We start from the raw sequence: 21,397 nt of genomic DNA on the forward strand, positions 1-21,397 counted from the left end.
CCTACTTGAAGAGGGCGTTGACCTGCTCATTGGCCTGGGTGAGGGAGCTGGCGGGCGCCTTGCCGGAGACCACGGCGTCCATGGCGGGCTCCATGATGCCCTTGACCTTGGCGGTGTTGTCCGTGATGGGGTACAGGAATGTGGTCTTGTCCTTGACGTGCTCCGTGAACGCGGTGACATCCACACCCTTGGCCTTGAAGGCTTCAGCTGCCTTGTCCGAGGACGCCTTGAGTGCGGGGAAGACCACGGCGTTGGAGGCGACGACATCCTGGCAGTCGGCGGACGCGAGGTATTCGACCCACTTGATGGCTGCGTCCTTCTTTTCGGTCCCTGCCCAGATGGAATCTGCCAGGCCGTTGAACATCGACGCGCGCTCGCCTTCGGGGCCAACGGGGGTGGGGGCGATGCCCACCTCAATGCCCTTGTAACCGGTGTACTGGCCGATCATCCAGGATCCGTGCGCGTTGATGGCGGACTTGCCGGCTGCGAAGGTGTCCGCCATGGCTGCGCCCACGGTGGTCTCAAGCTTGGGCATGTAGCCCTTCCCGGCCAGCCCTGCGAACCAGTCCATGCTCTCCTGGAACTTGGGGTCGTCGTAGTTGTACTTGGTGCCCCACGGGTTCTTGTCGGTGTGGGACCAGCCGGTGGTGTTCGTCAGGTAGCTCCACTCCGTCTGGCCGGAGGAGTCGCCGCCGCCGTTCAGGCCCAGCCCGTAGACGTCGACGTTGTTCTTGTCGAAGCCTGGCTCATCGCCGCGTTTTCCGTTCTTGTCCACGGTGAGGTGGGCGATGACCTTCTCGTAGCTGCCGCCGTCTTCGGGGTTCCACGTGAGGTCCTTCATCTGGTCCTCGGTGATCCCGGCGCCGGCCAGCATGGCCTTGTTGTAGAACAGGCCGATGGTGTCCCAGTCCTTGGGCAGGCCGTAACGCTTGCCGTCCTGGCCCACCCAGAGGTCTGCAAGGCCCTCGTTGTAGGCGGAGAGGTCCACATTGTCCTTTTCGACGGCGTCGTCGATGGCCAGCAGCTGGTTGTTCTCTGCCAGTTCGCCGTAGCGGCCCAGGTGGTTGGTGAAGACGTCCGGTGCGGTGCCGCCCACGAAGCCGTTGGTCAGTGTGGACCAGTAGTCGTCCCAGCCGCGCTGGGTGATCTTGACCGTGATGTCAGGGTTGGCCTTCGTGAAGTCGTCAGCACACTGCTGATAGGCGGGGAGCTGGTTGGCATCCCAGAGCCAGTAGCTGATCTCGCCCTTGGCGGCTTCTTCTGACGAGGATCCGCTGCAGGCAGACAGGGAGAGTGCCACAGCTGCGGCGACGGCAACGGCGCCGAGGGATTTCTTCATGGTTCTACTTTCCGTTCGGGGGTATTGGCGGGAGGTGGGATTGCTTATTTGATGCCGGAGAAGCCGATGGAGTTGACGATCTTCTTGCCGAAGGCCGCGAACAGGATCAGCACCGGCAGGGCCGAGATGAGGGTTGCCGCCATGAGGCCGGACCAATCCGGTGCGCCCTGCGGCGACTGGGACTTGAAGACGCCGAGCCCCACCTGGAGGACCCGGACGTCGTCCTGGGAGCCGACCAACAGGGGCCAGAAGTATTCGTTCCACTGGCCGATGAAGGTGAGCAGCGCCAGGGTGGCGATGGGGGCTGCGGCGTTGGGAAGCACAATCTGGAAGAAGATCCGGAGGTGCTTGGCGCCGTCGAGCATGGCCGCTTCCTCCACCTCACGGGACATGTTCAGGAAGAACTGGCGGAGGAAGAAGATGGCGAACGGCGTCATGAAGACGTACGGCAGGACCATGCCGAGCATCGTGTTGAGCAGGTCCAGGTTCTTGATCAGCAGGAAGTTGGGGAGCGCCGTGAAGATCGGCGGGACCAGCATGGTGCCGAGGAAGAGGCTGAAGACTGCATTGCGGCCCTTCCAGCGCAGCCGGGCGAAAGCGTAGGCGGCCATCGCGCTGAAGAACACGGCGCCGGCGGTGGTGATGGAGGAAAAGATGATCGAGTTCCGCAGGTAGAGCCAGAAGTCGATGGCGGCACCCGAGCCGCCTTCGGCCACGGCTTCCGCCGGTGACTGCAGCCCGAAGACCCGTTTGAAGGCGCCGAAGGTGAACTCCGCCGGCAGCAGGCTGGCGGCATTGGAAGCCAGGGCGTTGTTGGTGGACAGTGCGGTCCTCAGCACCCAGAGGAAGGGCAGGACGGAGACGGCGATGGCGAGGACCAGGAGGGCCCAGGCGCCGGCGCGGCGGGCGTTGAACGGACGACGGCGGCGGGTTCCGGCCGGCAGCGTTGCGCGGCTTGCGGTGGTGGTCATGCGGGACTCCTAGTCCAGGTCCGATTCGTTGCCCTTGAGGAACTTCATCTGGATGAAGGCCACCAGGGCGAGGATGAGGAAGAGAATGACGGCGATGGCGGATCCGTAGCCGAAGTCCGACTCGGTGAAGGCGCGCTGGTAGATGTAGTACTGGATGACGCGGGTAGCGTTGACCGGGCCGCCCGCGGTGGTCACTGCAACGGTGTCGAAGACCTGGAACGAACCGATCACCGTCACCACGAGGACCAGGACCAGGACCGGGCGCAACAGCGGGATGGTGATCTTCCGGAAGGTCTGGAAGGCTGAGGCGCCGTCCAGTTTGGCCACCTCATAAACGTGGCCCGGGATGGCCTGCAGCCCGGCAAAGATCAGCAGTGCCGTGTAACCCATATGGCGCCAGGTATTGATCAGGGCCTGGGTGGGAATGGCCCACTCCTCGCTGCCGAAAAAGGCGACCCGGGGCAGCCCGCTCCACTCGATGAACTGGTTCACCACACCGATCTGGTAGTCCAGCATCCAGAACCACAACAGTGCGGCGATGACGTTGGACATCAGGTACGGCAGCAGCAGTGCCCCGCGGATGATCGTGGACTTTGCCACCTGGTGCATCAGGAGGGCCAGGCCCAGGGCCAGGGCCGTCTGGAGGAGGATGTTCAGGAAGACGTACTGTCCTGTAACGGCGAGGGAATTCCAGAACAGCGGATCCTTGGCGATGGCCGTGTAGTTGTCCAGGCCGATCCATTCCGGATCACCGAGGATGTTGTATTCCGTGAAGCTCAGGTAGATGCCGCGGATGGTTGGCACGACGTAGAAAAAGACGAACCCGATGAGCGCCGGGGCGATGAAGAGCAGTGCGATCCTGAGGTCCCCGAACCGGCGGTAGCTTCCTAGCGGCTTGGGCGAAGCCGCTGCCGGCGACGCCGCTCTGGGGTGTTTGGCAAGGGTGGTCATCTTCGACCCTTTCCTGACTGTGATGGGGGTAACAACTGCGGATGAATCTACACGAGTAGATGAAGGAGGGCAAGAGCCGCTTTTCATGCTTTTCTTCCGCATGTTTCTCCATTCAATTGCCTGTTGACTCGAGTAGATGCGGGTGAAACACTGGCCTTCCCGAAGGACAGCGCTTGCCCGGTGCTGCCAAAACTTCCCGGAAGGAAGACAATGACGTTCTCAATCGGCGTAGTAGGAGCCGGCCAGTTTGGCAGCCAGTTCGCCCACCTGTTCAACCTCCACCCCGGCGTCAGTGCCGTCCACGTGGTGGACGAGCTTCCGGAGCGGGCTGCGGAAGCGGTGGACCGCTATGGGCTGGCCGGGTCACAGGCAAGCTTTGAAGAGCTCCTGGCCTCCGACGTCGACGCCGTGGCCATCTTCACTCAGCGCTGGACGCACGGTCCGCTGGTGGAGCAGGCCCTCCGTGCCGGCAAGCACGTGTACTCGGCCGTCCCGATGGCTGTTTCCGAGGACGAGATTGCCCGCATCATCGAGGCTGTCCGTGACACCGGGCTGGTCTACATGATGGGGGAGACCAGCTACTACAACCCCGCCACCGTCTTTGCGCGCAAGCAGCTCGCTGAGGGGAAGTTCGGCCGGATTTTCTATGCTGAAGGTGACTACGTCCACGACATGGACCTGGGCTTCTACGAGGCCTACCAGTACAGCGGCGGCGACCGCTGGAAGGAAACGGCCAGCTACCCGCCCATGCTCTATCCAACCCACGCCGTGGGCGGAGTACTCGGTGCCGTTCCCGCCCATGCGGTCAGCGTCAGCTGCGTCGGAGTCAGGGATGACCGCAACGACGGCGTCTTTGATAAGGACGTCAGCATGTTCGGCAACGATTTTTCCAATGCCACGGCCCTCTTTGAGCTGAACGACGGCGGGGTCATGCGCACCAATGAGATGCGCCGGGTGGGCTACCCCTCACACATCCGGGAGTCCCGGTTCCGGTTCTTCGGCACCGAGGCCAGCTTCGAACAGCTCGCGAAAGTCACCGTGTGGCAGGACAAGCGCAACGTCCACGACATCTCTGAGCAACTCGAGACCCGGCCCAGCGTTTCCCTGGACGATCCGTCGCTCGCCAACGTGGCGCCCGAGCTGAGGGATGCCTTCGTCTCCGGCCTGGCACCGGTCCACGACCCGGAACGGCTTCCGCAGGAGTTCCGCGGCGCGCCGAACGGGCACGAGGGCAGCCACCACTTCCTGGTGGATGACTTCGTCAGGGCCGTCAACAACCGCACCCTGCCGCCGGTGAACGCCTGGGTGGCGGCCCGCTTCACCCTGCCCGGAATCGTGGCGCACCAGTCGGCTTTGCAAAGCGGCGCACGGCTTCCCATCCGTGACTTCGGCGATGCCCCGGGTACTTGTACCTAACATGGACAGCATGACTTCTCCGGCAGCGCAGGCCACACGGGGCCCCGTGACCCGCAAGGACGTGGCGCGATACGCCGGCGTGAGCACCGCCGTCGTCAGTTACGTTGTCAACGGCGGGCCCAAGAAGGTGGCGCCTGCCACCGAAGCCAAGGTCCAGGACGCCATCCGCGTCCTGGGCTACCGTCCCAACGCGGCGGCCCGTGCGCTCAAGCTGGGCTCCAGCGAGACGCTGGGGCTTGTGGTTCCGGATATCTCCAACCCGTTCTTCTCGCTTTTCTCCCATGCCGTGGAGGATGCGGCGGCAGAACTGGGATACGCCCTGGTGTTGAGCAACTCCGACGGGAACCTGGCCAAGGAGCGGCGGAATATCCGCAACCTTGCCGCCCGGCAGGTGGACGGCGTGCTGCTGGCCAGCGTCCTCTTCGAACCGGACCTGGAGGTCCTGGAAACGGCGGACATCCCCTCGGTCCTGCTCAACCAGGAGCGGGATGCGCCGGGGTTCAACAGCATCGGCGTGGATCTCGCGGCGGGCGCCCGGATGGCCGTGGAACACCTGATCGGCCACGGCCACACCAACATAGGCCTGGCGATGGGCACCAACGTTTCCGGGTCCACCGACGGCCGTGAAGTGGGATGGCGGGAAGCCCTGCAGGAGGCGGGCTTGCCGGAGGGGCCGATTGTCTACAGCGCCTTTACGCGGCCCGGCGGTTACCTTGCCGGCCAGCGGCTGCTGGCTTCCGTCAACCGGCCGACGGCGATCTTCGCCACCTCCGACATGCAGGCGATCGGCCTGTTGCGGGCAGTGCACGAAGCAGGGCTGTCCATCCCCGGCGGGATGGCGGTAGCTTCCTTTGACGGTTCCGCCGAATCCGAATACTCCTGGCCTCCGCTGACCACAGTGGAGCAGCCGGTGGCCGTGATGGCGGAAGCCGCGGTGGCGGCGCTGGTGGGAGCCAGCCGCGGGGAAAAGCCGCAGCACCGGATCTTCCCCACGAAACTGCACATCCGCCAATCCTGCGGCTGCCCCTGAAGGTTTTAGTCAGAGGCCGGCGAGCCTCAACCGGCCTACCCGTTCCTGCAGGATGCGCTGAGCCTCCGGACTGAGGGCTTCGTCGCTGATGACTTCGTCGACTTCCTCCAGGGAAGCGATGGAGCTGATGCCCAGCAGGCCCCACTTGGTGTGGTCAGCCAGGACCACAGTCTTGCGTGCAGCCGCAACGAAGGCGCGGTCCGTTTCCGCCTCCAGAAGGTTGGGGGTGGTAAACCCGGCGTCGGCGTCCATCCCATGGACGCCGAGGAACAAAACATCCAGGTGCAGCTGCTTCAGCGCGGCGGTGGCGATGGGGCCCACCAGCGCATCCGACGGGGTCCGCTCGCCGCCGATCAGGATGACGGTGGATGCATAGCGGGCGGAGCCGGCGGACGCGGCGTGGTGGAACAGATCCGCGATGCGTACCGAGTTGGTGACAACAGTGATCCGTGGCCCGCCGGTGAGTTCCTTGGCCAGCGCCCAGGTGGTGGTTCCGGCGCTCAGGCCCACCGCCATGCCCTCCTGCACAAGGCTGGCCGCCTCAACCGCGATGGCCTTTTTCTCGTCGGTCAGCTGGGTGGATTTCAGGTCGAATCCCGGCTCATGGGTGCTGGTGTCTCCCGGGACCTTGGCGCCGCCGTGGATGCGCTCAAGGCGCCCGCCCTCTTCAAGCACCTCAATGTCCCGGCGCACCGTCATCAGCGATACGCCGAGCTGCTGGGCCAGGTCTGAGACCCTGACCACGCGTTCGCGCTGGAGGGCGTCCAAAATGGCCTGGTGGCGTGCGACGGCGAGCATTCGGGCGGTTCCTTCGGGGCAGGCGACGGGGCTGCTCCCAGCATACGGCGACGGCGCCGCCCACCAAGTGGGCAGCGCCGTCGTCGCGGGGACTTCTATTTCCTGAGCGACTGGGCGATCTGTTGCATGATCGTCGGGTCGGAGAGGGTGGTGGCGTCGCCGGGGTCGCGGCCTTCTGCGACGTCCTTGAGGAGGCGGCGCATGATTTTGCCGGACCGGGTCTTGGGCAGTTCGGGGACCACCAGGATGTTCTTCGGTTTGGCGATGGGCCCGATTTCCTTGCCGACGTGGTTCCGGAGTTCCTGGACGGTGTCGTCGCCGCCGTTGACCGCGTCGCCGCGGAGGATGACGAACGCGACGACGGCCTGGCCGGTGGTCTCGTCCGCGGCTCCGACGACGGCGGCTTCGGCCACGGCGGGGTGGGAGACCAGGGCGGATTCGATTTCGGTGGTGGAGAGCCGGTGGCCGGAGACGTTCATGACGTCATCCACCCGGCCCAGGAGCCAGACGTCGCCGTCTTCGTCCTTCTTGGCGCCGTCACCGGCGAAGTACATGGTTTCGAAACGGGACCAGTAGGTGTCCTTGAAGCGTTCCGGGTCGCCCCAGATGCCGCGGAGCATTGCGGGCCAGGGTTCGCGGATTACCAGGAATCCGCCGTGGCCGTTGGGCACGGATTCGCCCATTTCATCCACGACGTCCACGGCGATGCCGGGCAGGGGCACCTGGGCGGAGCCGGGTTTCGCGGCGGTGACGCCGGGCAGCGGGGCGATCATCTGGGCGCCGGTCTCGGTCTGCCACCAGGTGTCCACGATGGGGGTCTTCTCCCCGCCGATGACGTTCCGGTACCACATCCAGGCCTCGGGGTTGATGGGTTCGCCAACTGAGCCGAGCACGCGGAGGGAGGTGAGGTCGTATTTGTCCGGGATCTCCCGGCCCCACTTCATGAACGTCCGGATCGCCGTGGGCGCGGTGTAGAGGATGGAGACCTTGTACTTTTCGATGATCTCCCACCAGCGGCCCTGGTGCGGGGAGTCCGGGGTGCCTTCGTACATGACCTGGGTGGCGCCGTTGATGAGCGGGGCGTAGGTGACGTAGGAGTGGCCGGTGACCCAGCCGACGTCGGCCGTGCACCAGTAGACATCCGTCTCGGGGTGCAGGTCGAACACAGCCTTGTGGGTGTAGGCGGTCTGGGTGAGGTAGCCGCCGGTGGTGTGCAGAATGCCCTTGGGCTTTCCGGTGGTCCCGGAGGTGTAGAGGATGAACAGCGGGTGCTCGGAGTCATGCCCGACGGCGGTGTGCTCGATGGAGGCTGCCTCGACGGTGTCGGCCCACCAGTGGTCCCGGCCCTCAGTCCAGTCCACGTCCTGGCCGTTGCGCTTGACCACCACCACGTTCTGCACCGTGTGGCCGGCCTTGGCGAGGGCTTCGTCCACGGCGGGTTTCAGGGCGCTGGGCTTGCCGCGGCGGTAGGTGCCGTCGGCGGTGACCACGAGTTTGGCTTCGGCGTCATCGATGCGGGAGCGGAGCGCGTCGGCGGAGAACCCGCCGAACACCACCGAGTGCACGGCGCCGATCCGGGCGCAGGCCAGCAGCGTAATGACCGCTTCGGGGATCATCGGCAGGTACACGGCCACCCGGTCGCCCTTGGCCACGCCCAGGGATTCGAAGGCGTTCGCTGCCTTCTTCACTTCCTCGGTCAGCCGCGCGTAGGTGTAGGAGCGGGTGTCGCCGGGTTCGCCCTCGAAGTGGATGGCCACCCGGTCGCCCCGGCCGTTCTCCACGTGCCGGTCCAGCGCGTTGTAGGCCGCGTTGACCTCGCCGCCCACGAACCATTTGGCAAACGGCGGGTTGGACCAGTCCAGCGCCTCATCGAAGTCCTTGCTCCAGGTGAGCAGCTCCCGCGCCTGCTTCGCCCAGAAAGCCGGCCGGTCGGCGTCGGCCTCCTGGTACTCCTCAGCGGTGACAACCGCGTTGGCCGCGAACTCCGGCGAAGGCGGGAAGGTCCGGGTCTCATGGAGCAGGTTTTCAAAGGCATCGCCCTGCTGTGCCGAGCCTGCGGGAACGGTGGCCGTGGAGCTTGGAGTGTCCTGGGACATGTGAACCTCATCATTCATCGATCTTTGCTGCGCGGCATGGTGGCTGCCGGCCGGGCTCCGCCGCACGCACGACGTTGGGCACCGGCCGATCACGGACATACCGCAAAGAGCTGTTCCGGAATCAAGACTAATGCTTGCCCGGACATACATGTGTGCCCTGTCACAGACGTACCCGCGAGCGGCGTCCATTAAGCGGTGAATGGTTGGGCCCGCCGTCGGGAGGACGCCCCCGGCGGCGCCGTTCAGCTAGTGATCAGCCCGGCTGTTGACTAGGCTGAAATGGAATTGTGACTTCACTTCGGACCGCTGTGGACAGGCGCAACTGCGCGTGGCCGCGGCGGAACCGGTGTTACGACGGCACGATATCGGGGCCATGCCGGCCCCGGTGCCGCCACGCTAAGGAGAACAGAATGAACCAGCAAAGCTTTGGCCAGAAGACCGGCCCCGATACCGCGGCAGGTTCCGGCCCCGCCGGACCCGCCACCGGGGCAGGCCAGCAGGCCACGTCCGAAGGGAAGCCGGCAGGCCTTGCCAAGGACGCCAACCAGGCAGTGCTCGGTCCGTTCACCGTGCGGGACCTGGCCGTGTTTGCCGCCACCCTCATCCTGTTCATCGCTTCGCTGCTGCCCATCTTCGGCGGCCGCTACAACCTGTGGAACCTGAACAACCTTTTCTTCCTGGGATTGGGCATCATCCTGCCCCTCATCGTCAGCGCCCTTTTCGCGGCGCGCAGGCTGGCACCCGCCACCAAAATCCGCATCGGCTCCCTCTCCATCGACCAGTTCGCGTCGGTGGTGGCCTGCTTCGCCGTCGCCTTCTTCTTTTTGTCCGTGGCAGGCGCGTACGTGCCCAGCCTGCTGGTGGGCCTGATCGGCTCCCTGATCCTGTTCGCTGCAACGGTCCTGGGCCGCTTCCTGCCGTATCTTTCGGGCGACTTCAAGGACCGCGCTGAAGTGCCGGCGCATGTGGTGGCCCGTGAGGCGGCCGCCCCGGTCCAGAAGCCCCGTGCACCCAAGCAGCCCAAGCCCGAGTCCGCGTCCAAGCCCGGCGGCGGGAAGCTGCTGGGCGCTGCCGGCGGAAAGCTGTTCGGCGGTGCCGGCGCCGGATCCTCGGCCGTCCAGCCCGGACCCACCCATCATGCACCGGCCACTGCGGCCGTTCCCACAGCAGCCGCGCCGCATTCACCTGCTACCGCCGCCGTCCCATCCGCCGGCGTCGCTGCGGCGGGCGGACCCGCTGCTGGTGGTCCTGTATCCACCGCCCCCGAAGTGTCCGACCGGGCGCCCGAAGTTGACGCCGGCCCGCCAACCCAGGCAGCCGACGTCGTCCGTCCCGCCTCCGCGCCTGCCGCAGAAGAGACGCAGTTCGGGGATGTGCCCGTAGGTGCCGGGGCAGGCGGTTCATCCGCGACGTCCCATCACGACGGCGGCGCGCAGCCGGCTGCCTCCGCGGCGAGGAGTACGTGGGAACCGCCGGCGGCAACTGCCGTCCACCAGCAGGTCCGCTCCGAGGAACCCATTGGGGCCACCGTGGACCCTGCCAGCCGGCACGGCGAATCGGACGAACTGCCCATCCATGAGGCGTTCTGGTTCGCTGTCGCCCAGCACCGTACCGCCTACGACCCCCGCACCGGGGCCCCGGCCTTCGTTATTGAACCGGGCGGGTGGGTCCTTGCCCTTGAGGACCGCGGCCACGAGTTCCTGGTCCAGCACACCGACGGGCGGCTGGGCGTCCTGCGGGACCTCAGCAACATCGAGCGCGGCTAACGCCCATGGCCGCGCCCCGGGCCAAGGCCGGCGGAGGGAAGGCTGCCGCCGGCCAGGCCGCCGGCATGCCGGTGGTTTCCTCCGAGTCGGTGCTCGCCCTGAAGCGGCGGGCGCGGCGCATCAACAGGGCTTTGGCCGAAAAATACCCGTACGCACACGCTGAGCTGGATTTCACCAACCCTTTCGAGCTGCTGGTGGCTACCGTGCTCTCGGCCCAGACCACGGATGTGACGGTCAACCAAATCACGCCGCTGCTCTTCCAGAACTACCCGGACGCGCGGGCCATGGCCGAGGCCGACCCCTCCCGGCTCGAAGAGATCATCAAGCCCACCGGCTTCTTCCGGGCCAAGTCCCGGAACCTCATCGCACTGGCCACCCGGCTGGTGGACGAGTTCAACGGCGTGGTGCCCGGCCGGCTCGAGGACCTTGTCACCCTTCCGGGGGTTGGACGCAAGACCGCCAACGTAGTGCTCGGGAACGCGTTCGGCATCCCCGGCATCACGGTGGACACCCACTTCGGACGGCTGGCCCGCAGGTTCGGCTGGACGCAATCGGAAGACCCGGTGCAGATCGAGTCTGACGTGGCCGAACTGTTCGAGCCGAAGGACTGGACCATGCTTTCGCACCGCGTGGTGTTCCACGGCCGGCGGGTCTGCCACTCCCGGAAACCGGCGTGCGGGGCGTGCCCGGTTGCCAACTGGTGCCCCAGTTACGGCATGGGCGAAACGGATCCGGTGAAGGCGGCCAAACTCCTCAAGTACGAGCTCGCACCGGGCAGCGAGGCGCTGTTGGCGGAACTGCTCGCCGAAACCCACCGTGCAGCCGAAATCCGGATGGCCTCCCGGAAGCGGACACTGTGAGCGCCCGCGAAGACCTTCTGGAACTGGCGCGCCGTTCCGAATCCGGGTCAGCCGCCGCCCCTGACCCCCGGTGGGCTGCCCTGACGGTGGACGAGGAGCGGGCGCGCAAGGCCGCCGTCCTGATGCTCTTCGGCGCGCTGGACGATGTTCCCGCCACCTCCGGCAAGCCGCTGGCGCCCGCCGACCTCGATGTGCTGCTCCTGGAACGGGCCCACACCCTGGGATCGCACCCAGGGCAGGTGGCGTTTCCCGGCGGCAGCATCGATGCCAACGAAACTGCCGTGCAGGCAGCGCTCCGGGAAGCAGTAGAGGAAACCGGGCTCGAGTCAGACGGGGTCGAAGTCCTGGGCACACTCCAGCAGCTCGGCCTGGCTCACAGCAATTTCCTGGTGACACCAGTGCTGGGCTGGTGGCGGTCCCCGTCACCCGTGCGGGTGGTGGACTACGCGGAATCCTCGCAGGTTTTCAGGATCCCCGTCCGGGACCTGCTGGATCCGGACAACCGGGTGATGGCTACCGTCCACCGGGCCGGCCGGACCTTCGACAGCCCCGCCTTTACCGTCAACGGCGTGGTGGTGTGGGGGTTTACCGGGATTGTCCTGAGCGGGCTTTTCGACCAGCTTGGCTGGTCCGTTCCGTGGGACCGGAACCGCCTGCATCCGATGGGGGTGTAAAGAGTAAGGGAGCCACGCGCGCCTTTGAGCGCGGCTGCCCGGTCTGGTACGGGCGCCCGTTATGGTGCCGGGCGCCCGTAAAACTCAAGGCTTAGGCTTGCTGCTGCCGCAGGTCCACCACTACGCCTGTTGCTGCGTTCTCCCGCATCGCCTTGATGCCGTCAACCAGTGTGTTCAGCGACTTGAAGTTGGGTGAAACGGCAACAATGTTGCCTTCAGCGTCCGTGAGCCGCAGCCGGTACGACTCGTCTCCAACTCGATGAATTTCAAACCTGCCCGCCATATGCCGGACCTCCCCTGGGTATGCGTCTTTGCATCATCTTTGGCGCCGATCTGCCTCAGTCGCCGGTATGAACTGTAACGTCCGTCACGCTGCCCGTCGAGCTACTGCCGGGTAGGTTACTTTTCCTTAACTGAGGGCCGTGCAGCCAGTTACTTTGCGTGGTCGTAGGAATCAACCACGGCCACGCTGACCGGAAACTCAACCGGGATGGGGCCGAACAGCAATTCCTTGGCTGCGCTGGCCGCGTCTTCGATGGCCTTGATGCAGGCGTCCACTTTCTCTGCGGGCGCGTGGACCATCACCTCGTCATGGAGGAAGAAGACCAGTTCGGCACCCACGGTGCCTTCCGTGCGGAGGCTGCGCAGCCGCCGTCGTAATTCGGCAAGCCAGCACGCCGCCCAGTCTGCCGCCGAGCCCTGGACCACGAAGTTCCGCGTGAAGCGGCCCCGGGACCGCGCAATGGACTCCGCACGGCGCTGCTCCTCCGCCGTGGTGGAGCGCTGGCTCTGCAACCATCGCTCCGACGGCGGCGGGCTGCTGCGGCCCAGACGCGTGGTCACGGTGCCGCCTGATTCGCCGGCGCGCGCCGCGCGCTCCACGAAGTCCACCGCACGCGGATAGGTCCTTGCCAACTGGGGCATCAGGCGGCCGGATTCGCCCGAGGTGGCGCCGTACATGGCGCCCAGCAGGGCCACCTTCGCCTTCGCCCGGTCACCGCCGAACCCCTTGGCGGCGATGCCTGCGTACAGGTCCTGGTCCCGGGCAGCCTCAGCCATGATGGCGTCCCTGGCCAATGCAACCAGCACGCGCGGCTCCAGCTGTGAGGCGTCCGCGACGATCAGCTTGTGGCCCGGATCGGCGTGTACGGCACCGCGGACCTGGCGGGGGATCTGCAGGGCGCCGCCCCCGCGGGACGCCCAGCGGCCGGACACCACCCCGCCCACCACGTATTCGGGCCGGAACCTGCCGCCGGCAACCCACGCATCAAGCCACGCCCAGCCGTTGGCGGTGTGCAGCCGGGACAGCTTCTTGTACTCCAGCAGCGGCCCGATGGCCGGGTGGTTCGACTCTTTCAGCTCCCACTTCCGGGTGCTGTTCACCTCGATTCCGTTGCGGTGCAGGGCGCGCATCAGGTCCTGCGGGGAATCAGGGTTCAGCGTGGGCGAGTTCAGCAGCTCCCGGAGCTCCGAGTTCAGCGCCTCCAGCCGGGCCGGCCGCTGGCCCGCTGGCGGGCGGGGCCCCAGGTACTCAACGAGGATCTTCTCGTGCAGATCCTCCCTCCATGGGACGCCGGTATGCTGCATTTCCGCGGCGATCATGGCGCCGGCGGATTCAGCGGCCAGCAGCAGCTGCAGCCGGCTGCGCCGGTTCTCCCCGGTGTCCGCCGCCGCCAGGGCATCCTGCTGGGCGGCGTATTCGGACCGGAGTTCGTCCGGGGTGTACCGCGGTGCGGGACCGGTCTCGGGTTCGTCGAACAGGGCGCCCTGCTCCGCCGGCGGACGGGGCGGCAGGAGCGCCTTTGGCGGGAGCAACGGATCATCCACCGGCATCCTGACGGCGTTGCGCGCGTACTCGGTGTGGGCGGTGAACTGCGAAAAGGCCAGGATGTTCCCACAGAGGCTGATGTCGTAGCACCGCTCCAGCTCCACGCCGGCCGCGAGCAGGTCCGGATACCAGTCCCGGGTGCGGTGCCAGATCCAGCGGGGCGGCTGCCCGCCGGGCCGCCTCGTTTCCAGATCGCGGACGACGGCGGCCAGGCCGCTTCGGTCCACAAGGCGCGGTTCGGGGTTGGCTGGCTGGGGGAGTCCGGCCTGCGTCAGCTCCTGCAGGGCCACGCCGTCGGGGTGGGCGGCGAGCAGCAGGTACATGGTCCAATTGTGCCCTGTTTTCCGGGGGCCCCGCTGACGGTGTGGCCTCGGCCTGGCTGCCCCGTCGGGCTTTTCCACATAGCGGCCGTGATCCCTTACGTGGCTTCTGCCGGCAGTGAAGAGTGGCCCCATGAGCAGGCACCAGTTGACCCCTTCCCACACCGAGCCGGGCAGTTCCGGCGGCGGAAAGCTGCGGCCTTCCGGGGCCGGACAGCCGGGAATATTCAGTCCCGGTGAGGCAGGTCCAGGGGACAGGGCCGATTCCTGGTTGCCGGAGGGTTCCGATGACGTGCTCCTGGTGACGTCGTCGGCGTTTCTCCGGGCCGAGGTGGAACGGATTGTGGCCGCCGCCGGAGCGCATCTGAGGGTCGCGGCTGACGCTGCCGGGGCCAGCAGGTACTGGGACGGAGCCGGCGCAGTCCTGGTGGGGAGCGACATCCGGGAGCTGCCGCCCCGGCGCCGGGCACCCGCGGTCCTGGTGGGCCTCGACGGTGAAGGCGACAGCCTGTGGCACCTCGCCGCAGCCCTGGGAGCAGAACGGGTTGCCGTCCTGCCGGACGCGGCGGCGTGGTTGGCTGACCACCTCAGCCGGTCCAAATCGCCCGGCCCGGGAGGGCTGGTCCTCGGCGTGACCGGCGGGTGCGGCGGTGCCGGCGCAACCACTGCTGCCGTTTGGATAGCGCAGGCAGCGGCAGGCCTGGGAGTCCGCGTGCTGCTCGTTGACGGCGATCCCTGGGGCGGCGGCCTGGAACTCGCCATCGCTGCAGAGCAAAACCCGGGGCTGCGCTGGCCCGATCTCGCCGAGGCGAGGGGCAGCATCGACCCGGCACAGTTGTCGGACTCCCTGCCCGTAGCCGGCGGGTTCTCGTTCCTGTCATGGCCCGCCAGCAGGGACCAGCCGGCTCCGGTGGCCGCTGCCACCACTGTGGGAGTACTCGACGCTGCCCGGCGGGGTTATGAACTGGTGGTGGTGGACATCGGGCGCAGGACAGAGCCGCTGCAGGCCTTTGCCTGGGACTGCGACCGTATTTTGCTCGTGGTTCCCGCGCAGCTCAAGGCAGCCGTGGCGGCCGTGCGGCTGCTGCAGGAATTTCCGCCGGTTGAGGCTGCCCTCCTGGTCCGGGGGAAACCCGGCGCAGCGCTGGACGGCTCGCTGCTCTCCGATGCGATTGGACTGCCTGTCCAGGGCCGGGTGCCCGAACTGCGCGGTGTGGCCGCAGCCACGGAATCCGGGCGGCTCCTGGACCTCGGCAAGCGGCGGGGCGTCCGCCACTTTGCCGCGTCGGTCCTTGACCTGCTCGGTGACGATATGCCGGTGGGAGGGCCGGCATGAGGCAACAGCCCGGACCGGAAACAGGTTTGGGCGGCCGCAGGCGGGACGGCCGCGAGCAGGATTTCCGCAACAGGCGCACTGTGGACGCCGGCCTTCTGGAATCGGTCCGCGAGTCCATGATGGCGGAGGCCGGGGCGGTGACGCCATCGCGGGTGGCCGCCGCTGTGCAGGCCACCGGCAAGCTTTTGGGCACCGCCGGTTCCCTCGCCGCTGCGGAACGGATCAGCGCGGAACTCAACGGGCTGGGGCCGCTGCAGGAACTCACTCGGGATCCTGCCGCCACGGACATTTTCGTCAACGCTCCTGATTCCGTCTGGGTGGACAGGGGCCGCGGCATCGAGCGGACGCCGGTGGTTTTCGACAGTGAAACCCAGCTGCGGGCACTGGCCTGCAGGCTGGTCGCGGCGGGCGGGCGCAGGCTGGACGACGGTTCGCCCTGCGTGGATGTGCGGCTGGCAGGCGGCTACCGCGTCCACGCCGTGCTCCCGCCGGTCTCCACGGCAGGGACCCTGCTCAGCGTCAGGATCCGGCGGGAACGGGTGTTCACCATGGACGAACTCGGCACGGCCGGAATGTTCGGCCCGCAGCTGCAGGCTGTCCTGGAGAAGGTCGTCGAGCACAGGCTGAGTTTCCTGATCAGCGGCGCCACCGGATCCGGGAAGACCACCTTGCTCTCCACCCTGCTGGGCCTGTGCTCCCCGGAGGAGCGGCTGGTCCTGATCGAGGACGCGTCCGAGCTGAACCCCGTCCATCCGCATGTGGTGTCCCTGGAATCCCGCCACGGGAACCTTGAAGGCGGCGGCGAGGTGGACCTCGGCGAACTGGTCAGGCAGGCCCTGCGCATGCGCCCGGACCGGCTGGTGGTGGGTGAATGCCGCGGCGCGGAGGTCCGGGAGCTTCTGACTGCCATGAACACCGGACACAGTGGCGGGGGCGGAACAATCCATGCCAACACTGCCACCGCTGTTCCGGCCCGGCTGACAGCCCTGGGCGCCCTGGCCGGGCTGGGTCCCGATGCCGTGCGGCTCCAGGCATCCAGTGCTCTCGACGTGGTCATCCACGTAGAACGGACACGCCGGGGCCGGGAGGTAACGTGCCTGGGCCTGATCGGTGATGGTCCAGACGGGCTTTCTGTGGTCCCGGCGCTGGGAACGGCTGCGGGCGTTCCCGGGCCGGCGGGGGTTCCCGGGCCGGGGGTTGCCGCGCCCGGTGTTGGTCCGGCGTGGCCCGCACTGGCAGCCCGGCTGGGACTGGACCCGGAGAGTTTCGCGTGATTTTCCTCCTGGCCGCGGCCCTGTGCCTTGCTGCGGTGCTGTTGCTCAAGCCGCCGTACGGGGCTCCGGGCCGGCTGCGCCGTGCCGCAGGCGAGGGCCCGGCTCCAGCATCCGCTTCCATGGGAATGCGGATCTTTTCGCGGGCCAGGCCTGCAGCCAGGACAGGGACAACGATGCGGGGGTCGGCCATGACCCTCGTGGTCCAGCAACTCGCGGCGCTGCTCAAAGGCGGCCGGACCCCTGCCCGGCTGTGGGACGAACTGTGGGTGGTGTACGGGGCTCGCGGCCACGAACAGCCACCGCACGTGCCCGCATCCGCGGCGCCCCGCTTCCCACCATCCCCGCGGCAGCACCCCTCCGGCGGGTTGTCCGCCGGGTCAGTCGCCGTGCTCGGCTCTGCCCGCGCGGCGGCGGCCGGGGGCACCCCGGTATCGGACGCAATCCGGCGGACGCTGCCGGCCGCGCCCGCCGGCGGGGACCGGGAGACCCGGATCTGGTCGGAGCTGGCCGCCTGCCTGGACATCGCCGAAGCAAGCGGATGTCCCCTTGCGGACGTGCTCACCCGGTTCGCCGCCCAGCTGGAAGTGGAGGACGACGCCGACGCAGCACGGCAGACCGCACTCGCTGGTCCCAAGGCCACAGTGAGCCTGCTGACCTGGCTTCCGCTCATGGGGCTGGGGCTCGGAGTGGCGCTGGGGGTGGATCCGCTCGCCATCCTGCTCGGCACACCCCTCGGGCTGGCAGCACTGGCAGCCGGGGTCGCGCTCACCGTGGCCGGAAGGGTCTGGTCGGCGCGGCTCGTGGCGGCGGCAGCCGGCGCTGGGGTGCCATGATCGGGAACTACGCCCTGGCCCTGGCCGTCTTCCTGGTGCTCGCCGCAGCTGCCTGCCTCGTTTGTGCCGGACCCGGGGCGGCAAGGAAGCGCCTCCGCAGCCTGCCTCTGGCCGGGCACGGGGCTGGGTGTGTGGAACAGGCGGCGGGGGCCCCGCGGAACCGGGGAGGGCCCGGTCTCAAGGACACCGCCATGATGCTCGAACTGGTCGCCGCGATGCTTGACGCAGGGTCCAGCATTGGGCGCAGCCTTGAATTGGTGGCAGCCTCGGCTTCGGCCCGGTACAGCGATTCGCTCCGGCCTGTTGTCTCAGCCCTGGCCATCGGCGCCGACTGGGACACCGCCTGGCGCAGCTCGGCCGTCCGCCTTCCCGAGATCCTGGAACTGCGCGATGCCCTGGGGTTTGCTGCTCTGACCGGCGCACCGTCGTCGGCCATCCTGTACGCCCAGGCCGCCCGGCTCCGCCGCGAACGGTTTCGGGCCGCGGAGAAGCGCGCAGCCTCACTGGGCGTGAAGCTGGTGGTTCCGCTGGGCCTGTGTTCGCTTCCGGCCTTCATCTGCCTGGGCGTGGTTCCCGTGCTGCTGGCCCTGGTTCCTTCCGGTTCCTGAATCCTTGCGGTTCCTGAGCTTCCTTGCGGTTCCTGAGCTTCCTTCCGGTTCCTGTACGCGGGCCTCGCCCATCCCTGCCCGCTGTCCGGTCTTGTCCTCCACACCAGCTTGTCCTCCACACCAGCGCAGCGGCCGGGCTTATCCACTTAGCGCAGCAGGAGCCTTACCCCGCCAGGCGGGGCCCGGAAGAGTCGGTACAGCCGGCAACACCACCGGCCCCAGGAAAGGAAACACCACATGTCCATGAACCACCACCGCCGCTACTTTGCCGGATCTGCCGTTCCCGCCGCTTCCAGGCCTGCTCCCAGGGGACACAGCGGCAGCCGTAGCCGCAGCACGGGGCCCCGCCAGACGGAGGGTACCCTGCCGGCCAACGTCGTGGAGCTCTACCCGGGCGCAAGCCTGGCACCGAGCAGCGGCCGCGCCGTGCGCCTGATGGGCTCCGAAGCAGGCATGGCTACAGCGGAATACGCAATCGCCACGCTCGCGGCCGTGGGCCTGGCCGGGCTCCTGGTCTTCATCCTCCGAAGCGACGAGGTCCGCGGCTTCCTGCTGACACTCATCCGTACAGCCCTGGCGCTGCCGTGACCATTGCGCCCGTGCCACTGCGGGGCCGGAAGCTCCTCATGGGCCGCGGAAGCCGGGGAATCCCCACAGCTGTGATGTCCGGCGGAAGGAACGCTGATGATTCCCGCGGCGCGGTAACCGCCGAGTTTGCTGTCGTTCTACCCGCCGTCGTTGCTCTGCTGGCCATGCTCCTGGCAGGTGCTGCTGCAGGCGTCACCCAGCTGCGGATTGAGGAGGGGGCACGGGCCGGCGCCCGCGCCCTCGCCAGGGGTGAGGATCCTGCCGCTGTCGAAAGGACAGTCCGGACCTTGGCCGGCGGCACGGCATCGGCCTCGATCGCGGCCGAGGGCGGCTGGTTCAGCATCACGGTCACCGACCGGGTGGGTGGGCCCTTGGGTTCCTCGATTCCGTGGACCCTCACCGCCCGCGCTTCCACCCGGAGCGAGACCGCTACCGCGCTCCAGCCCGCCGTGCTTGAGGTCGACGTGCTCCCGGCCGGCGCGCTTGAGGCCCGCGTGCTTCAGGCCGGCATGACCGCTGATGGCAAGGATCGGACGTGACCGGTGGATGCCCGGCCTGTGTTCCCCTGCCGGGCTGGAGGAGCACGAGCAGGAGGGCTGCCGTGCGGAGCCGGGCGCGCCAGTCGTGGGCCGGGTTGGAGGAGGATTCCGGTGAAAGGGGTTCCGGAACTGTCCTGGCCGCGGGCCTGGCACTGGTGGTCATGATGGTGATGGCCATGATGCTGCTCCTGGCCCAGTCTGCAGTGCTGGCCAGTCGGGCAGCTTCGGCCGCTGACCTTGCCGCCCTTGCCGGAGCTGATGCGCTGCGGGGAATCACCGACGGTGAACCCTGCACGGTGGCAGCTGAGGCGGCTGCCCGGCACGCGGCCGCCGTCCTCAGCTGCGTGGAAGGCGCAGGACAGATCCTGGAGGTCAGGACCGAGCTGAGGGAGCGGTCCATGCTGGGCCCGGCAAGCGGCCATGCCCGGGCCGGACCGCCGCCCTAGCATCCATCCGTCCTGGCCATGAACCTCTCTTGGCCGGACACTCCACCTTGGCGGGCACCCCACCCTGGCCTGACGCGTCGCCACCGGCCAAACACTCTGTCCCTAGGCGGGCCGGATGCCGGCGCTTGGTTCGGTGGCTGCGGTCTTTTCGGTCGCGTCCTTCAACAGGACGTCCAGGAGGGTCACGGCAGCGTCCTTGTCCAGCGGGTTGTTCTTGTTCCCGCATTTGGGGGACTGCACGCAGGACGGGCAGCCGGATTCGCACTCACAGGCCTTGATCGCATCCCGGGTGGCAGCCAGCCACACCTTCGCCTTGTCGAAACCCCGTTCAGCGAAGCCGGCGCCGCCGGGGTGCCCGTCATACACAAAGATGGTCGGCACTCCGGTGTCGGCGTGCAGGGCTGTCGAGACACCGCCGATGTCCCACCGGTCGCTGGATGCCACCAGGGGGAGGAGCCCGATCGCCGCATGTTCGGCCGCGTGCAGGGCACCCGGAAACTGGGCTTCGATAAGCCCGGCTGCCGTCAGGGACCGGTTGTCCACCACAAACCACACCGCCTTGGTGAACAGTTCCCGGGCACCAAGCTCCAATGGTTCCTCGCCCAGGATTTCGTTGGAGATTAGTGCCTTGCGCTGGAACGAGATCACCTGGGTGGTTACCTTCACGTCACCGAAGTGGACTGTGATGTCGCCCCACTGCATGGTGCGCTGGGTTTCCAGGACCTCGATCTGGGTAACGTCCCGCGCGGTGGTGTAGTAGTCGGGGTTGGCCCGGCGCACCACCACGCAGTGGTCGTCCTCGTTCAGGTCCTCCACCACATAGCTGTCGCCCTGGTGGATGTACACCGCGCCGTTGTGCGCCTGGTAGTGGGTCTGCGGCGAATCCATGGTCCCGAGGAGGGAACCCGTGTCCGCGTCGACAATGCTGACGGGACCGCCGCCGTCGGCCCGCAGGTTGACCATGGCAGCGGCGCTCTGGGAATGCGTCCAGAACCACCCGGCAGGCCGCCGTCGAAGGTAGCCCTGTGCCACCAGCTTGTCCAGGAGCCCTTCCGCCGTTTTGCCGAACAGGTCCAGCTCGCCCGGGCCCAGCGGTAGTTCCGCCGCGGCGGCGCACAGGTGCGGACCCAGCACGTAGGGGTTGGAGGGGTCGAAAACGGTAGCTTCAACGGACACGTCAAAAATCGCCTCCGGATGGTTCACCAGGAACGTGTCCAGGGGGTCGTCGCTGGCAACGAACGCGGCGATGGCCTCCTGCCCGGCCCTGCCGGCCCGCCCGATCTGCTGGAAAAGGGAAGCCCGGGTTCCGGGCCACCCTGCCACCAGGACGGCATCCAGTCCCGAAATGTCGATTCCCAGCTCCAGCGCGGAGGTGCTGGAGACTCCCAGGAGCCGGCCGGACCGCAGGGCTTTCTCCACCGCACGGCGCTCCTCCGGGAGGTAACCGGACCGGTAGGCGGCCACCCGCTGCGGTAGGCTCGGGTCCACCTCGTCCAGCAGGCGCTTGGTGATGGAGGAGATGGTTTCGGCCCCGCGGCGCGATTTGATGAAGGCAATCGTGCGAACCTGGGCGGACACCAGGTTGGCCAGCAGGTCAGCTGTTTCGGCCACCGCCGTGCGCCGTTCCTTGGCACCGTTTTCGCCCCGGACCTCGGTGAGGGCAGGTTCCCAGAACGCCACGGTGGTGGCACCGTGCGGCGAACAGTCCCGGGAGACCGCCCTGA

The 21,397-nt window shown here is 67.5% G+C and carries 20 protein-coding genes; 12 read left to right on the forward strand and 8 right to left on the reverse strand.

Annotated elements, in window-relative coordinates:
• Position 1: 1 nt before the first annotated feature.
• The 3 genes from P2Q66_RS07820 to P2Q66_RS07830 are packed head-to-tail and all read right to left on the reverse strand — an operon-like array spanning position 2 to position 3,261.
• A complete protein-coding gene (locus P2Q66_RS07820) occupies positions 2-1,339 on the reverse strand; it encodes a sugar ABC transporter substrate-binding protein (RefSeq protein WP_275726978.1) in 1,338 nt (445 codons plus the stop codon).
• A gap of 44 nt (positions 1,340-1,383) precedes the next feature.
• Positions 1,384-2,310 (reverse strand): carbohydrate ABC transporter permease, encoded by a 927-nt coding sequence (locus tag P2Q66_RS07825; RefSeq protein WP_275726981.1) that lies wholly within the window; start codon positions 2,308-2,310, stop codon positions 1,384-1,386.
• Positions 2,311-2,319: 9 nt separating this feature from the next.
• A complete protein-coding gene (locus P2Q66_RS07830; protein WP_115524849.1) occupies positions 2,320-3,261 on the reverse strand; it encodes a sugar ABC transporter permease in 942 nt (313 codons plus the stop codon).
• Between the two features lie 210 nt (positions 3,262-3,471).
• Here P2Q66_RS07830 and P2Q66_RS07835 point away from each other — a divergent pair, with 210 nt between their 5' ends.
• Together P2Q66_RS07835 and P2Q66_RS07840 are read left to right on the forward strand one after the other, a co-directional pair.
• A complete protein-coding gene (locus P2Q66_RS07835) occupies positions 3,472-4,677 on the forward strand; it encodes a Gfo/Idh/MocA family oxidoreductase (protein ID WP_275726984.1) in 1,206 nt (401 codons plus the stop codon).
• Positions 4,678-4,687: 10 nt separating this feature from the next.
• The gene (locus P2Q66_RS07840; RefSeq protein ID WP_115524883.1) at positions 4,688-5,707 is read left to right on the forward strand and encodes a LacI family DNA-binding transcriptional regulator; all 1,020 of its coding nucleotides are present in this window, start codon (positions 4,688-4,690) and stop codon (positions 5,705-5,707) included.
• Between the two features lie 9 nt (positions 5,708-5,716).
• Here P2Q66_RS07840 and P2Q66_RS07845 read toward each other — a convergent pair whose 3' ends face one another.
• Positions 5,717-6,505 carry a DeoR/GlpR family DNA-binding transcription regulator gene (locus tag P2Q66_RS07845; RefSeq protein WP_275726986.1) on the reverse strand — a complete coding sequence of 263 codons (789 nt, stop codon included), beginning with the start codon at positions 6,503-6,505 and terminating at the stop codon, positions 5,717-5,719.
• 95 nt (positions 6,506-6,600) lie between these two features.
• Positions 6,601-8,601 (reverse strand): acetate--CoA ligase, encoded by a 2,001-nt coding sequence (gene acs, locus P2Q66_RS07850; protein ID WP_275726988.1) that lies wholly within the window; start codon positions 8,599-8,601, stop codon positions 6,601-6,603.
• A 410-nt stretch (positions 8,602-9,011) separates the two neighbouring features.
• On the opposite strand from acs, the gene P2Q66_RS07855 reads away from it, so the two are divergent.
• From P2Q66_RS07855 to P2Q66_RS07865, 3 genes are all read left to right on the forward strand, one after another.
• A complete protein-coding gene (locus P2Q66_RS07855) occupies positions 9,012-10,367 on the forward strand; it encodes a hypothetical protein (RefSeq protein WP_275726990.1) in 1,356 nt (451 codons plus the stop codon).
• Between the two features lie 65 nt (positions 10,368-10,432).
• Positions 10,433-11,227, forward strand: a complete 795-nt coding sequence (nth, locus tag P2Q66_RS07860) for an endonuclease III (RefSeq protein WP_275727018.1) — start codon at positions 10,433-10,435, stop codon at positions 11,225-11,227.
• Positions 11,224-11,901 carry a CoA pyrophosphatase gene (locus tag P2Q66_RS07865; RefSeq protein ID WP_275726993.1) on the forward strand — a complete coding sequence of 226 codons (678 nt, stop codon included), beginning with the start codon at positions 11,224-11,226 and terminating at the stop codon, positions 11,899-11,901. The genes nth and P2Q66_RS07865 overlap by 4 nt, the downstream gene beginning before the upstream one ends.
• A gap of 91 nt (positions 11,902-11,992) precedes the next feature.
• On the opposite strand, the gene P2Q66_RS07870 is transcribed toward P2Q66_RS07865, so the two are convergent.
• Together P2Q66_RS07870 and P2Q66_RS07875 are read right to left on the reverse strand one after the other, a co-directional pair.
• Entirely contained in the window at positions 11,993-12,184 is a 192-nt protein-coding gene (locus tag P2Q66_RS07870; protein ID WP_079597563.1) for a DUF1508 domain-containing protein, read from the reverse strand.
• 149 nt (positions 12,185-12,333) lie between these two features.
• On the reverse strand, positions 12,334-14,052 hold the full coding sequence (locus tag P2Q66_RS07875; RefSeq protein WP_275726998.1) for a bifunctional 3'-5' exonuclease/DNA polymerase: 1,719 nt from the start codon (positions 14,050-14,052) through the stop codon (positions 12,334-12,336).
• 268 nt (positions 14,053-14,320) lie between these two features.
• Here P2Q66_RS07875 and ssd point away from each other — a divergent pair, with 268 nt between their 5' ends.
• From ssd to P2Q66_RS07910, 7 genes are all read left to right on the forward strand, one after another.
• Positions 14,321-15,385, forward strand: coding sequence for a septum site-determining protein Ssd (gene ssd, locus P2Q66_RS07880; RefSeq protein WP_275727019.1), 1,065 nt, complete (start codon positions 14,321-14,323; stop codon positions 15,383-15,385).
• Positions 15,382-16,659 carry a TadA family conjugal transfer-associated ATPase gene (locus tag P2Q66_RS07885; RefSeq protein WP_275727001.1) on the forward strand — a complete coding sequence of 426 codons (1,278 nt, stop codon included), beginning with the start codon at positions 15,382-15,384 and terminating at the stop codon, positions 16,657-16,659. Before ssd ends, P2Q66_RS07885 begins: the two co-directional genes overlap by 4 nt.
• Positions 16,656-17,492 (forward strand): hypothetical protein, encoded by an 837-nt coding sequence (locus tag P2Q66_RS07890; RefSeq protein WP_275727003.1) that lies wholly within the window; start codon positions 16,656-16,658, stop codon positions 17,490-17,492. The genes P2Q66_RS07885 and P2Q66_RS07890 overlap by 4 nt, the downstream gene beginning before the upstream one ends.
• Positions 17,489-18,100, forward strand: a complete 612-nt coding sequence (locus P2Q66_RS07895) for a type II secretion system F family protein (protein ID WP_275727006.1) — start codon at positions 17,489-17,491, stop codon at positions 18,098-18,100. Before P2Q66_RS07890 ends, P2Q66_RS07895 begins: the two co-directional genes overlap by 4 nt.
• Before the next feature lie 237 nt (positions 18,101-18,337).
• A complete protein-coding gene (locus P2Q66_RS07900; protein ID WP_275727010.1) occupies positions 18,338-18,688 on the forward strand; it encodes a DUF4244 domain-containing protein in 351 nt (116 codons plus the stop codon).
• Positions 18,685-19,227: a TadE family type IV pilus minor pilin gene (locus tag P2Q66_RS07905; RefSeq protein WP_275727012.1), complete on the forward strand. Its 543-nt coding sequence runs from the start codon at positions 18,685-18,687 to the stop codon at positions 19,225-19,227. The genes P2Q66_RS07900 and P2Q66_RS07905 overlap by 4 nt, the downstream gene beginning before the upstream one ends.
• Positions 19,228-19,289: 62 nt before the next feature.
• A complete protein-coding gene (locus P2Q66_RS07910) occupies positions 19,290-19,673 on the forward strand; it encodes an Rv3654c family TadE-like protein (protein WP_275727014.1) in 384 nt (127 codons plus the stop codon).
• A gap of 102 nt (positions 19,674-19,775) precedes the next feature.
• On the opposite strand, the gene P2Q66_RS07915 is transcribed toward P2Q66_RS07910, so the two are convergent.
• Positions 19,776-21,397 (reverse strand): Zn-binding domain-containing protein (locus P2Q66_RS07915; RefSeq protein WP_275727016.1); only part of this gene is annotated, 1,622 nt, incomplete at its 5' end.

It is taken from the genome of Arthrobacter sp. Cr_A7, assembly GCF_029222765.1.
In the GTDB taxonomy this organism is placed as follows: Bacteria; Actinomycetota; Actinomycetes; order Actinomycetales; family Micrococcaceae; genus Arthrobacter.